This is a genomic window from Streptomyces aureoversilis (genome assembly GCF_042657885.1).
In the GTDB taxonomy this organism is placed as follows: Bacteria; Actinomycetota; Actinomycetes; order Streptomycetales; family Streptomycetaceae; genus Streptomyces; species Streptomyces aureoversilis.
In genome coordinates, this window is record NZ_JBHSKJ010000011.1 from 88824 (window position 1) to 102076 (window position 13253).

Genomic DNA, 13253 nt, shown 5'->3' on the forward strand with positions numbered 1-13253 from the left:
CCTCGGGATCAGCCGGCGGACGCCAGCAGGTCCAGGATATGACGGAGCGTCGCCTCGTCCCGCGCGGCGGCGAAGGGGAGGGCGTTGCCGCCGGCTATGCGGAAGGACTCCCCGGCGACGGTCCCGCTCGCCCCGCCCGCCTCGGCGACCAGCAGCAGCCCTGCGGCGTGGTCCCAGGGGTTCTCCCAGCTGAAGGCGAGGCCGTCGATGACGCCCCGCGCCACGTTGAGGTACTCCAGGCCGGCCGAGCCGCAGGGGCGGGGCGCGACGCCCTCCGTGGCGAGCGCCGACAGGACGCGCTTCTGCTCGTCGTCGGTGAAGTCGTAGTGGGAGATCGCCACTTCCAGGACCTTGCCCGGGGCGGGCGAGCCGGCGCTCAGCGGCTCGCCGTTGAGCCGGGCCCCGGCGCCGCGGCGGGCGACGGCCATCAGGTCGAGCGCGGGCGCGTACGTCCAGGAGGCGAGGAGCTCGCCGCGGTGGGCGAGGCAGACGAGCGTGGCGAAGCCGGGCTCGCCGTTGACGAACTGGCGGGTGCCGTCGACCGGGTCGACGATCCACACGGGCGCGTCGCCGCCGACGGCGCCGAGGATGCCCGGATCCGCGTGCACGGCCTCCTCGCCGACCACGACCGAGCCGGGCAGCAGGGCCGTGAGGGCGGCGGCGAGGTGCTCCTCGGCGCGCCGGTCGGCGACGGTGACGAGGTCGTGCGGGCCGTTCTTCTGGACGATCTCGTCCACGGCGAGCTGCCGGAAGCGGGGCATGATCTCGGCGGCGGCCGCCTTGCGGACCGCCTCCTCGACGTCGGTCAGATCACCTGCGAGAAAGTCTTCGAGCATGTGTCCATCGAACCACGCCCCACCGACAATCGGTGGCGGGCCGGCGTCCCCCGGTTGTCTCCCCGGTGAACCCCGGGATGTTCGCCCGGTGAACCCCGGGATGCGGGCTCGGTGGACCACAGGATGTTCGCCCGGTGCCCACGGGCCCGCCGCAGCCCGCCGGGCCCCGTCAGCGGCCCACGGCGTACCCCTGCATGCCGCGCGGATTGGCCGCCGCCGACAGCACGCCCGTGCGCGGATCGCGCGCCACCGCGCACAGCCGTCCCTCCGACCACGACTCGCCCACCGTCACCCGGTGACCCCGCCGGCGCAGCTCCCCGATCGCCGTCTCGCCCATCCGCCGCTCGACGACGACCGCTCCGGGGCTCATGGTGCGCGGGTAGAAGGAGCCGGGGAAGGAGTCCTGGTGCCAGTTGGGCGCGTCGATCGCGCCCTGCAGGTCCAGGCCGCCGCGGACGGGCGGGCGCAGGGCGACGGCGAGGAAGAAGTGCAGCTGCCACTGGTCCTGCTGGTCGCCGCCGGGGGTGCCGAAGGCGAGGACGGGCTCGCCGTCCCGCAGGGCCAGGGACGGGGTGAGGGTGGTGCGCGGGCGGCGTCCGGGGGTGAGGGAGTTGGGCAGCCCGGGTTCGAGCCAGGCCATCTGCAGCCGGGTGCCGAGCGGGAAGCCGAGCTCCGGGACGACGGGGTTGGACTGCAGCCAGCCGCCGCTGGGGGTCGCGGAGATCATGTTGCCCCAGCGGTCGACGACGTCGAGGTGGCAGGTGTCGCCGCGGGTCGCTCCGCTGACGGTGACGGTCGGCTCGCCCGCGCCCGCCGCGGCCGGGGCGGTCCGCTCCGCCGCGGCGACGACGTGCCGGGCCAGGTGCGGGCTGCGGCCCTCCGGGCTGCCCGGGCGCAGGGTGTACGAGGCGAGGTCGCCGATCAGCGCGCGGCGGGCGGCGTTGTAGCCCTCGGAGAGCAGGGCCTTCAGCGGCACGTCCGCGGCGTCGCCGTACCAGGCCTCGCGGTCGGCCATGGCGAGCTTGCTGCCCTCGATGAGGGTGTGGACGTACTCCGGGGTGCCGTAGTCCGGCGGCCCGTCGAGCAGGGCGAGCTGCTGGAGGAGGACCGGGCCCTGCGACCAGGGGCCGGGCTTGCAGACCGTCCAGCCGTTCCAGTCGTGGCGCACCGGCTCCTCGTAGGCCGCGCGGAAGCCGGCGAGGTCGTCGCCGGTGAGGGGCGCGGTGTGGCGCTCGCCGGAGGTGTCGAGGGTCGGGCGCGCCGCGGCGGCCACGAGCGCTTCGGCGACGAAGCCCTCGCGCCAGACGCGGCGGGCCGCGTCGATGCGCTGCTCCCGGCTGCCGCCGCCCGCCTCGGCCTCGGCGAGGAGGCGGCGCCAGGTGGCGGCGAGGGCGGGGTTGCGCAGGAGCGTGCCGGGGGCCGGCGGGCGGCCGCCGGGCAGGTAGAGCGCGGCGGAGGACGTCCACTCCGTCTCGAAGATCTTGCGGACGGTGGCCACGGTCCGGCCGATGGCCTCGACGGGCGCGTGGCCGTGCTCCGCATAGCCGATGGCATACGAGAGGACGTCGGCGAGCGGCTTGGTGCCGTGGTCGCGCAGGAGCAGCATCCAGGCGTCGAACGCGCCCGGTACGGCGGCCGCGAGCGGGCCGGTGCCGGGAACCAGGTCGAGGCCGAGCGAGCGGTAGTGCCCGATGGTCGCGCCCCGGGGCGCGGGGCCCTGGCCGCAGAGCACCTGCACCGGGCCGCCGGCCGGCGCGAACACGGCGGGCACCTCGCCGGCCGGGCCGTTCATGTGCGGCTCGACGACGTGCAGGACGAATCCGGCGGCGACGGCGGCGTCGAAGGCGTTGCCACCGCTCTCCAGTACGGCCATCGCGGACTGCGAGGCCAGCCAGTGGGTGGTCGACACCATGCCGAAGGTGCCCTGCAGGGTGGGCCGGGTGGTGAACATGGCGTCCAGAAAGGCAGATCCTCCCGCCGGTGCGCAATACCGCCTGCGGGGGACCCGTGGGCCGTCCGTCCGAGGGCCGTCCGCACAGGGCACGGCGTTACGGTTGATTCCGCTGCCGGCAGCCGGGCCGGCCGGGGAAAACAAGCTGGAGGATGCGCCGTGCACGGTGAATACAAGGTGCCGGGCGGCAAGCTCGTCGTCGTCGACCTGGACGTCGCCGACGGGGTGCTGCGCGACGTACGGGTGGGCGGGGACTTCTTCCTCGAACCCGACGAGGCGCTCCTCGACATCAACCGCGCCCTGGAGGGCGCGCCCGCCGACCTGACCGCCCCGCAGCTCGCGGCGCGCATCGACGCGGCCCTGCCGGAGGGCACGGTCATGTTCGGCTTCTCCGCCGAGGCGGTGGGCGTGGCGGTGCGCCGGGCCCTGGCCCAGGCCACGGACTGGACCGACTACGAGTGGCAGCTGATCCACGACGGCCCCCAGTCCCCCGCGCTGCACATGGCGCTGGACGAGGTGCTCACGGCCGAGGTGGCGGCCGGACGGCGGCCGCCGACCCTGCGCGTGTGGGAGTGGGGCTCCCCCGCGGTGGTCATCGGCAGCTTCCAGTCGCTGCGCAACGAGGTGGACCCGGAGGGCGCGGAGCGCCACGGGATGACGGTGGTGCGCCGGATCAGCGGCGGCGGGGCCATGTTCATCGAGCCGGGCAACACCATCACCTACTCGCTGTGCGTGCCGGACGCCCTGGTGCAGGGCCTGTCCTTCGCCGACAGCTACGCCTACCTGGACGACTGGGTGCTGGGCGCGCTGGAGGGCATGGGCGTGAAGGCCTGGTACCAGCCGCTCAACGACATCGCCACCGAGTCGGGGAAGATCGCGGGCGCGGCGCAGAAGCGGCTGGTGGGCAGCGCGGGGGCCGTCCTCCATCACGTGACGATGGCGTACGACATCGACGCGGACAAGATGCTGGACGTGCTGCGCATCGGCAAGGAGAAGCTGTCGGACAAGGGGACGAAGAGCGCGAAGAAGCGCGTCGACCCCCTGCGCCGCCAGACCGGGCTGCCGCGTGCCGACGTGATCGAGAAGATGATCGAGTCCTTCCGGGGCCGGTACGGGCTGACGGCCTCCTCGGTCACCCCCGAGGAGATGGCGCGGGCACAGGAGCTGGCGGCGGCGAAGTTCTCCTCTCCGGAGTGGACGGCGCGCGTGCCGTAGGGCCGGTGGGCGGGCGGACGGTGGGCGGGCACGTGCGCCGTGGTCCGGCGGGGCGGGCCCACCCCGCTCGCCTCGGCTCGGTTCAGCTCAGCTCAACTCAGCTCAGCGCGGGGATCAGGTGCTCGCCGTAGGCGTCGATGGTCGCCTCCTTCGCGTCGTGCATGGCGTAGACCGCGAACTGGTCCACTCCGAGGTCGCGCAGGTGCTCCAGCCGTTCGCGGTGGGCCGCCACGGGGCCCAGGAGGCAGAAGCGGTCCACGATCTCGTCGGGGACGAAGTCGGTGGAGGGGTTCCCGGCGCGGCCGTGGTGGCTGTAGTCGTAGCCGTGGCGCTGCTTGATGTAGGCCGTGAGGGCCTCGGGCACCAGGCCGGAGTGTTCGCCGTAGCGCTCGACCAGGTCGGCGACGTGGTTGCCGACCATGCCCCCGAACCAGCGGCACTGCTCGCGGGCGTGGGCGAGGTCGTCGCCCACGTAGGCGGGGGCGGCCACGCAGATGCTGACCGCGGCCGGGTCCCGGCCGGCCTCGGCGGCGGCGTCCCGCACGTGCTTGATCATCCATTCGGTGAGGAACGGGTCGGCGAGCTGGAGGATGAAGCCGTCGGCCTCCTGGCCCGCGAGGGCGAGGGCCTTCGGCCCGTAGGCGGCCATCCACACGGGCAGCCTGCCGTCCCGGATCCAGGGGATCTTCAGCGCCGTGCCGCCGACGTCGGCCTCACGGCCCTCGGCGAGGTCGCGGATGACGCGGATGGCCTCCCGCAGCGAGGCGAGGGTGTTGGGCTTGCGGCCGGCCACCCGCATCGCGGAGTCCCCCCGGCCGATGCCGCACACCGTGCGGTTGCCGTACATGTCGTTGAGGGTGGCGAAGGTGGAGGCGGTGACCTCGGGGGTGCGGGTGGAGGGGTTGGTGACCATCGGCCCCACGACGAGCCGCTCGGTGTGCTCCAGGATGCGGCTGTAGATGACGAACGGCTCCTGCCACAGCACGGAGGAGTCGAACGTCCAGCCGTAGCGGAAGCCCGAGCGCTCGGCGCGACGCATCAGGTCGACGACGGCGGTGGCGGGCGGGTCGGTCTGCAGGACGAGGCCGAAGTCCACGGCGGTGCTCCTTACGTCATACGTGGTGCGTCATTGCGTCTCACGTCAGGTACTGGCAGGTGGCGCGGGGGACGTAGCGACCGTGGCCGGCGCGTCCGGTGAACTTCCGCTCCTCGATGACGGCTTCGCCGCGGGAGAGGACGGTCTCGACGCGTCCGGTGACGCGCTTGCCCTCGTAGGCGGAGTAGTCGACGTTCATGTGGTGGGTGGCGGCCGAGAGGGTCTGCTCGGCGTGCGGGTCGTAGATGACGATGTCGGCGTCGCCGCCGGGGGTGATGGTGCCCTTGTGCGGGGCGAGGCCGAACATCCGGGCGGGGGCGGCGCAGGCGATCTCGATCCAGCGGCGGCGGGTGATGTGGCCGTCGACGACGGCCTGGTGCAGGAGGTCCATGCGGTTCTCGATGCCGGGCAGGCCGTTGGGGATCTTCGAGAAGTCGCCGCGGCCGAGCTCCTTCTGGCCGGAGAAGCAGAACGGGCAGTGGTCGGTGGAGACGACCTGGAGGTCGTCGGTGCGCAGGCCGCGCCAGAGGGCGGCCTGGTGCTCGCGGGGGCGCAGCGGCGTGGAGCAGACGTATTTCGCGCCCTCGAAGCCCGGCTCGGCGAGGTTGTCGGTGGACAGGAAGAGGTACTGCGGGCAGGTCTCGCCGAAGACGGGCAGGCCCTTGTCCCGGGCCTGCGCGAGCTCGGCGACGGATTCCTCGGCCGAGACGTGCACGACGTACAGGGGGCTGCCGGCGACGCGGGCGAGCTGGATCGCCCGGTGGGTGGCCTCGGCCTCCAGCAGCGCCTTGCGGACCTCGCCGTGGTAGCGGGGGTCGGTGTGCCCGGCGGCGAGGGCCTGTTCGACGAGGACGTCGATGGCGATGCCGTTCTCGGCGTGCATCATGATCAGCCCGCCGTTGCCGGCGGCGCGCTGCATGGCGCGCAGGATCTGCCCGTCGTCGCTGTAGAGGACGCCGGGGTAGGCCATGAAGAGCTTGAAGGAGGTGACCCCTTCGGCGACGAGGAGGTCCATCTCCTTCAGGGAGCCCTCGTTCACATCGGAGAGGATCATGTGGAAGGCGTAGTCGACGGCGCAGCGGCCGGCGGCTTTGGCGTGCCAGCGGTCGAGGCCTTCGCGCAGGGCCTGGCCGCGGCTCTGGACGGCGAAGTCGACGATGGTGGTGGTGCCGCCCCAGGCGGCGGCCCGGGTGCCGCTCTCGAAGTCGTCGGAGGAGGCGGTGCCGCCGAAGGGGAAGTCGAGGTGCGTGTGGGCGTCGACGCCGCCGGGGATGACGTACTTCCCAGTGGCGTCCAGGGTGCGGTCGGCGTGCCAGCCCTGGGCGAAGGCGCTGCCGGACGCGGCGAGGGCCGCGACCTTGCCGTCCTCGACGAGGACGTCGGCGCGGGTCTCCTCGGCGGCGGTGATGACGAGGCCGCCGCGGATGGCCGTCGTGGTCATGGCCGTTCCTTTCCGGCGATGGTGAACTGCACCTGCTGCAGCACGGTTTCGAGGGCGGCGGCCCCCTCCTCCGCCTCGGCGATGGTGAGCGACAGCGGAGGCGCGATGCGCAGGACGTTGGCCTCGCGGCCGCCCTTGCCGATCAGCAGGCCTTCCTCCCTGGCCAGTTCGAGGGCGAGGGAGGCCGCTTCGGGCGAGGGCGACCCGTCGTGCTCGACCAGCTCGATGCCGATCATCAGGCCGCGGCCGCGCACCTCGCGGACGACGGGGAAGCCGGCGGCGACGGCGCGGAGCCGCTCGATGAGCAGGCCGCCGACCCGGCGGGCGTTGCCCTGGAGGTCGTGCTCCAGGAGGTGGGTGAGGTTGGCGAGGCCGGCGGCCGTGGTGACGGGGCTGCCGCCGAAGGTGGAGATGGAGTTGGCGTCGAGGCAGTTCATGACCTCGGCGCGGGCGACGACGCCGCCGACCGACATGCCGTTGCCGATGCCCTTGGCGAAGGTGAGGAGGTCGGGCGGGCCGTGCTCGGCGTGGGCCTGCCAGCCCCAGAAGTGGTCGCCGGTGCGGCCCCAGCCGGTCTGCACCTCGTCGGTGATCCAGAGGATGCCGCGGGCGGCGAGGACCTCGCGGAAGGCGGCGTAGAAGCCGTCGGGCGGGGAGGTGAACCCGCCGACGCCCTGCACCGGTTCGGCGATCAGGGCCGCCACCCGGCCGTGGGTCTGGCCGAGCATGTCCTCGAGGTCGGCGACGCAGGCGGCGGTGAAGGCGGCGTCGGACAGGTGGGCGTAGGGGCCGGAGGTGCGCACTCCGCCGTGGACGTAGAGGGTCTGGAGGGGCGAGAGGCTGGTGGGCGACCAGGCGGAGTTGCCGGTGATGCCCACGGCGGAGAAGGAGCGGCCGTGGTAGCTGTTGCGCATCGCCAGGATCTGGTTGGAGCCGCGGTAGGAGGTGGCCAGCAGGAGGGCCGCGTCGTTGGCCTCGGTGCCGGAGGTGGTGAAGAAGACGCGGGCGTCGGGGATGCCGGAGAGGGCGGCGATGCGCTCGGCGAGCTCGACCATGTGCCGGTCGAGGTAGAGGGTGGAGGTGTGCAGAATGCGCCCGGCCTGCTCGGATACGGCCTTGGTGACCTCGGGCAGGGCGTGGGCGGTCATGGTGGTGAGGATGCCGCCGAAGAAATCGAGGTAGCGCCGGCCGTGGGCGTCCCAGACGTGCCGGCCCTCGCCGTGGGTGATCTCCAGGGGTTCGCGGTAGTAGAGGGAGAGCCACTCGGGCATCACCGCGCGGTGCCGGGCGTGCAGGTGGGTGGCCGGGGAGCCCCCGGGCCCGGGCGCGGAGGTCATGGCCGGACCAGCCCGTCGTAGGCGTCGGGCCGGCGGTCGCGGTAGAAGGCCCACTGCTGCCGGACCTCGTCGATGAGGCCGAAGTCCAGGTCGCGGACGACGAGTTCCTCCTTGGTGTCGCTCGCCACGTCACCGACGAACTGCCCGCGGGGGTCGACGAAGTAGGAGGTGCCGTAGAAGTCGTTGTCGCCGTACTCCTCGCGGCCGACGCGGTTGATGGCGGCGACGAAGTACTCGTTGGCGACGGCCGCGGCGGGCTGCTCCAGCTTCCAGAGGTGGCCGGAGAGGCCGCGGGAGGTGGCCGAGGGGTTGTAGACGAGCTGGGCGCCGTTGAGGCCGAGCTGGCGCCAGCCCTCGGGGAAGTGGCGGTCGTAGCAGATGTAGACGCCGACCTTGCCGACGGCCGTGTCGAAGACGGGCCAGCCGAGGTTGCCCGGGGCGAAGTAGTACTTCTCCCAGAAGCCCTTGACCTGGGGGATGTGGTGCTTGCGGTATTTGCCGAGGTAGCGGCCGTCGGCGTCGATGACGGCGGCGGTGTTGTAGTAGAAACCGGGGCCCTCGGTCTCGAAGACGGGGACGACGATCACCATGCCGGTCTCGCGGGCCAGCTCCTGCATGCGGCGGACCGTGGGCCCGTCGGGGACGGGCTCGGCCCAGCGGTAGTGCTCGCTCTCCTGCACCTGGCAGAAGTAGGGGGCGTTGAAGACCTCCTGGAACCCGATCACCTGCGCGCCCTGGGCGGCGGCCGCGCGGGCGTGCTCCTCGTGCTTGGCGAGCATGGATTCGGTGTCGCCGGTCCAGGTGGCCTGGACCAGAGCGGCGCGGACGACATTGGCCATGAGCTGCTCCTTCACGGGGGCGTCAGCCGGGCCGACCGGCCAGGCTGACACGCGTAGATCCACGTGTGGTTGCGACCGTAGGACGCGGCACGCCGCGCGGCAAGACCATCGATCGTCCTGTGGATAACCCGGCCCCCGCAAGACAGGACAGACAAACTTGCAAGTTTGCCTGTCGATATTTACGGTGGGCGCATGCCCGACCAGGAAACCGACCAGGAAACCGATCAGGAACGCGCCGCCGCCGATCTGGCCGCGACGGTCTCCCAGCTCATGCGCCGCCTGCGCGTGGCGTCCCCGCAGGGCTCCCTCACCCCCTCCCAGCGCACGGTCCTGGGCCGCCTCGCCAACGGCGGGCCCGCCACCACCGCGGACCTGGCCCGCGCGGAGCTCGTCCGGCCGCAGTCCATGCGCGTCATCGTCGCCAGGCTGGAGGAGCTGGGCCTGGTCGCCCGCTCCCCGCATCCCACGGACGGACGCCGGGTCCTGTTCTCCCTCACCGGGGACGGCGAAGAGGCCGTCGCCTCCGTACGGCACTCCAAGCACGCCTGGCTCGCCGACGCCATCGCCCACCGGCTCGCCCCGGACGAGCAGCGGACCCTCGCCGACGCCGCCCTCCTGCTCAAGCGCCTGGTGGAGGAGTGAAGCCTCAAGGCCGCACCTGCCTGCGCCACGGGCTCGTCTGCCTGGCGATCCACTGCGCCCTGTACGGATACGCCCAATGGCTGGAGGAAGCCCGCGGCTGCACCTCCTCCGCGCCCCTTCGCGCGCGTACCCGCACCTGACCCCGAAACGGAGCCCACGGCCATGCCCGTCACCACCCTCGACACCACCACCGCCCTCGTGCTCACCGACCTCCAGAAGGGCATCGTTGCGATGCCCACCGCCCACCCCGCCCGGGAGATCGTCGAGCGCGGCGCGCGCCTGGCCGCCGCCTTCCGCGACCGCGGCCTGCCGGTCGTCCTCGTCCGCGTCGTCGGCACCGCCCCCGGCCGCTCCGAGGCGCCCCTGCGCGACGGGCGCCCGCCGGCCGATTTCGCCGACCTCGTGCCCGAACTCGGCCGGGAGGAGGGCGACATCGTGGTCACCAAGCACACCTGGGGCGCGTTCCACGCCACCGACCTGGACCTGCATCTGCGACGCCGCGGCGTCACCCAGATCGTCCTCGCGGGCATCGCCACGGGCGCGGGCGTGGAGTCCACCGCGCGCGCCGCCCACGAGCACGGCTACCACGTGACGGTCGTGACCGACGCCGTCACCGACCCCGACCCGGAGGTGCACCGCATCGCCGTGGAGAAGGTCCTGCCGCGGCTGGCGGAGACCGGTACGACGGACGAGGTGATCGAGCTGCTGGGCTGACGCGGCGGCTAACCCACATAGGCGGCGTACGCGACCATCGCCCCGGCGACGGCCGCGTACGCCGCGAGGGCGATGACCGCACCGCGGTGGTGCAGCTTCTCGACGCGCTCCGGGTCGCCGCCGCGGACGGTCCAGCGCCAGAACAGCACGGTGGCGACCACGGCCAGCAGCACGTAGACGAGCGTGAGCAGGTGCAGCGCGTCGATGAGCGTGAGCCCCACGGTGCTGGTGATGACCGTGTTCACCTGCTGCATGTTGATCATGACGACGAACAGTCCGCCGCCCAGCAGGGACAGCCGGCTCTGCATCGAGTCGAGCTTCTCCCCCATGCCCAGTTGCTCACTGTGCGAGGGCAGCAGGAAGGTGGCGGTGCCGATGAGCAGCATCAGGTAGAGCGGGCCCGTCAGCTTCCAGAAGATGACGGGGTCGCTGCGCGACAGGGAGATCTGGACGAGCAGCCGGCTGCGCGTGCTGCCCTTGCCCCTGGGGAGGGTGGCGTCGCCGAAGTTGGTGGGGAAGTGGCGGTCGGCCGCGACGAGCCGGAAGCCGGTGATCCGCCAGCCGGGCGGCGCGATCCCGGAGTTCACCCCGGAGTCCTCGTTGTCGGCCACGAAGCGGAACTGGTCGGCCTCTTTACGAGAGGTGATCTTGATTTCGATGCGGTGGCGGTCGAAGGGGAAGGCCCGCACGCCCCAGTCCTGCCGGAAGGTCCCCTGGATCCTGACGACGTCCCGGAACATGCCCTTCTCGCTGGTCAGTTCCGGTTTGCTCCGCTCCAGGTCGTCGTTGTAGTTGCTGAACGCCACGCCGGGCAGCGGGTCCAGTTCGCGCCGCGGGCAGACGCTCCACACCGTCACCCGTGCCCCGAAGGTGTGCCCGACGGGGTCGAGGCCGTAGAGATCGCTGAGGTAGGCGCCGGTCCGGCAGGTGTTCGGCTCCGCCGCGCTCGCGGCGGGACTGCCGAGCAGCCACGCCGCGAGCGCGCCGAACAGCGCTGCCAGCATGCCCGGGACGCGGGTGAGAGCCCGGCGCAGGCCAATGGTTTCCCCACAGTGCACAGCCATATGCCGGTGATCCTGACCGGAACGGGGGCCGGTGATTCACCCTCCTCCCTCACCCGCCCGGGCGCATTTCAGCGCACCGGCGGCTTGCCGCTCGGGTGCACCACCATCGCCGAGCCCCCGCCGCGCCGGGTCCGTTCGGCTGCGGCCGCCCACCGTCCGTCCGGCAGGAGCTGGACGCCGGTCGCCGCGCCGATCTCGGGGTTGAGCTTGAAAGCGTGCCCGATGCCCTCCAGGCGGCCGCGCAGCGGGCTGTTCCACAGGCCGGGTTCCAGCTCGGTGGCGGCGGCGTTGCGCTGGCTCGCGCGCGGCGCCGCGATCGCGTCGACGAGCGGCATCCCGCGGTCGACGTGGTTGAGGAGGGTCTGCAGCACCGTGGTGATGATCGTGGCGCCGCCGGGCGAGCCGAGGGCGAACGCGGGCCGCCCGTGGTCGAGGACGATCGTGGGCGACACCGACGAGCGCGGGCGCTTGCCCGGACCGGGCAGGTTCGGGTCGTGGACGCCCGGGGTGACGGGGACGAAGGAGAAGTCGGTCAGCTCGTTGTTGAGCAGGAAGCCGCGGCCGGGGACGGTGATGCCGCTGCCGCCGGTCTGCTCGATGGTGAGCGTGTAGGCGACGACGTTGCCCCACTTGTCGGCCACCGTCAGGTGGGTGGTGTGCTCGCCCTCGTAGGGCGTGGGTGCGGCCTTGCCGTGGGTGCCGCAGGGCACCGGGCGGCGCGGGTCGCCGGGCGCCAGCGGGCTGGTGAGCACCGCGCCGTCCTTGATCAGGCACGCGCGCGAGTCCGCGTAGCGCTGGGAGGTGAGGGCCTTGGTGGGCACGGACTCGAAGGCCGGGTCGCCCACCCAGCGGTTGCGGTCGGCGAAGGCGATCCTGCCGGCCTCGATGTAGCGGTGCAGGTAGGTCTTCGCGTCGAGCTTCGAAACGTCGCTCTTCTCCAGGATGTTGAGGGCCTCGGCGACCGTCGTGCCGCCGGAGGACGAGGGGCCGATGCCGTAGACGTCCAGGCCGCGGTAGGACGTGCGGGTCGGCGCCTGGCGCTTCGCCGCGTACGCCCGCAGGTCCCGCTCGGTCAGGTCGCCGGGGCGGGCCACGCGCCCGGAGGCGGGGTCGACGGGCGGCTTGCGCACGGTCCGGACGATGTCGCGGCCCACCTCGCCGCGGTACAGGGCGCCGACGCCGCGCTCGCCCAGCAGCGCGTAAGTGCGGGCGAGGTCGGGGTTCTTGAGGGTGCTGCCGACGGCGGGCGGGCGGCCGCCGGGCAGGAAGAGCTTCGCCGTCGCCGGGAAGTCCTTGAAGCGGGCCTCGTTGTCGGCCGTCTGCTGACGGAAGGTGGCGTCGACGGTGAAGCCCGAGCGCGCGATGCGCTCGGCGGGCCGCAGCAGCTGGGCGAGCGAGCGGGTGCCCCAGGTGCGCAGGGCGGTGTCCCAGGTGGCGGGGGTGCCGGGGGTGCCGACGCTCAGGCCGCTGGTGACGGCGTCGGCGAAGGGGACCGGTTTCCCCTTCTCCAGGAAGAGGTCCTTGTCCGCGCTCAGCGGGGCGCGTTCGCGGCCGTCGATGGTGGAGACCTGGCGCCGCTTCGCGTCGTAGTGGACGAAGTAGCCGCCCCCGCCGATGCCCGCGGAGTACGGCTCGGTGACGCCGAGTGCGGCCGCGGTCGCCACGGCGGCGTCGACGGCGTTGCCGCCCTTGCGGAGCACTTCGATGCCGGCGGCCGAGGCGTCGGCGTCGACGCTGGCCACGGCGCCGCCGTAGCCGGCGGCGACGGGGGTCTTGGCGGGGGCGCGGCCGGGCTCGGCGGCCGGGCCGCCGGGCTGGGCGGCGGCCGGGAGGGCGCCGAGTCCGACGACCAGCGAGGCCGCCGCGGCGAGTACGGGCAGACGTCGGTGGGATGGCTTCTTCGTTCTCGGGCGGGCCATTCTGCCTCCAAGCGGCGAGCGGGCCCCGGAGCCTACCCCCGCCGCCACGTCGCGCAACCCCACCGGACGCAATCGGCGGCGCCGACGGTGCGGCCCGTGCGCCGACTTCACCCACCGCGCGAACGGCGGTGCCGCACCGGCCTCGGCCTGTACGGCACCGCCGAACATCGCCGTCGTGGCGCGCCACGGCTGCGGCGGA

At 73.1% G+C, this 13253-nt stretch carries 12 protein-coding genes; 4 read left to right on the top strand and 8 right to left on the bottom strand.

All coding sequences use genetic code 11. From position 1 onward, the window contains the following. Window positions 1-8: 8 nt before the first annotated feature. The gene (locus ACFPP6_RS20300; protein WP_382044203.1) at window positions 9-836 is read right to left on the bottom strand and encodes an inositol monophosphatase family protein; all 828 of its coding nucleotides are present in this window, start codon (window positions 834-836) and stop codon (window positions 9-11) included. 169 nt (window positions 837-1005) lie between these two features. Next, window positions 1006-2787: a gamma-glutamyltransferase family protein gene (locus ACFPP6_RS20305; RefSeq protein WP_382044205.1), complete on the bottom strand. Its 1782-nt coding sequence runs from the start codon at window positions 2785-2787 to the stop codon at window positions 1006-1008. A 159-nt stretch (window positions 2788-2946) separates the two neighbouring features. Here ACFPP6_RS20305 and ACFPP6_RS20310 point away from each other — a divergent pair, with 159 nt between their 5' ends. After that, the gene (locus tag ACFPP6_RS20310; protein ID WP_382044208.1) at window positions 2947-4002 is read left to right on the top strand and encodes a lipoate--protein ligase family protein; all 1056 of its coding nucleotides are present in this window, start codon (window positions 2947-2949) and stop codon (window positions 4000-4002) included. Between the two features lie 97 nt (window positions 4003-4099). Here the strand turns inward: ACFPP6_RS20310 and ACFPP6_RS20315 are convergent, their stop codons facing one another. The 4 genes from ACFPP6_RS20315 to ACFPP6_RS20330 are packed head-to-tail and all read right to left on the bottom strand — an operon-like array spanning window position 4100 to window position 8715. Then, window positions 4100-5098, bottom strand: a complete 999-nt coding sequence (locus tag ACFPP6_RS20315) for a TIGR03842 family LLM class F420-dependent oxidoreductase (RefSeq protein WP_382044211.1) — start codon at window positions 5096-5098, stop codon at window positions 4100-4102. 40 nt (window positions 5099-5138) lie between these two features. Continuing rightward, a complete protein-coding gene (gene hydA, locus ACFPP6_RS20320; RefSeq protein WP_382044214.1) occupies window positions 5139-6539 on the bottom strand; it encodes a dihydropyrimidinase in 1401 nt (466 codons plus the stop codon). Next, entirely contained in the window at window positions 6536-7876 is a 1341-nt protein-coding gene (locus ACFPP6_RS20325; protein ID WP_382044217.1) for an aspartate aminotransferase family protein, read from the bottom strand. The genes hydA and ACFPP6_RS20325 overlap by 4 nt, the downstream gene beginning before the upstream one ends. Then, window positions 7873-8715 (bottom strand): nitrilase-related carbon-nitrogen hydrolase, encoded by an 843-nt coding sequence (locus ACFPP6_RS20330; protein WP_382044219.1) that lies wholly within the window; start codon window positions 8713-8715, stop codon window positions 7873-7875. Before ACFPP6_RS20330 ends, ACFPP6_RS20325 begins: the two co-directional genes overlap by 4 nt. A gap of 192 nt (window positions 8716-8907) precedes the next feature. On the opposite strand from ACFPP6_RS20330, the gene ACFPP6_RS20335 reads away from it, so the two are divergent. The 3 genes from ACFPP6_RS20335 to ACFPP6_RS20345 are packed head-to-tail and all read left to right on the top strand — an operon-like array spanning window position 8908 to window position 10071. Then, on the top strand, window positions 8908-9357 hold the full coding sequence (locus ACFPP6_RS20335; protein WP_382044222.1) for a MarR family winged helix-turn-helix transcriptional regulator: 450 nt from the start codon (window positions 8908-8910) through the stop codon (window positions 9355-9357). Then, window positions 9354-9497, top strand: a complete 144-nt coding sequence (locus tag ACFPP6_RS20340) for a hypothetical protein (RefSeq protein ID WP_382044224.1) — start codon at window positions 9354-9356, stop codon at window positions 9495-9497. The genes ACFPP6_RS20335 and ACFPP6_RS20340 overlap by 4 nt, the downstream gene beginning before the upstream one ends. A gap of 22 nt (window positions 9498-9519) precedes the next feature. Then, window positions 9520-10071 carry an isochorismatase family protein gene (locus ACFPP6_RS20345; protein WP_382044227.1) on the top strand — a complete coding sequence of 184 codons (552 nt, stop codon included), beginning with the start codon at window positions 9520-9522 and terminating at the stop codon, window positions 10069-10071. Window positions 10072-10079: 8 nt separating this feature from the next. Here the strand turns inward: ACFPP6_RS20345 and ACFPP6_RS20350 are convergent, their stop codons facing one another. After that, window positions 10080-11075: a ligand-gated ion channel gene (locus ACFPP6_RS20350; protein WP_382044230.1), complete on the bottom strand. Its 996-nt coding sequence runs from the start codon at window positions 11073-11075 to the stop codon at window positions 10080-10082. Between the two features lie 128 nt (window positions 11076-11203). Then, window positions 11204-13054 (bottom strand): gamma-glutamyltransferase, encoded by a 1851-nt coding sequence (gene ggt / locus ACFPP6_RS20355; protein WP_382044233.1) that lies wholly within the window; start codon window positions 13052-13054, stop codon window positions 11204-11206. Window positions 13055-13253 lie beyond the last annotated feature (199 nt).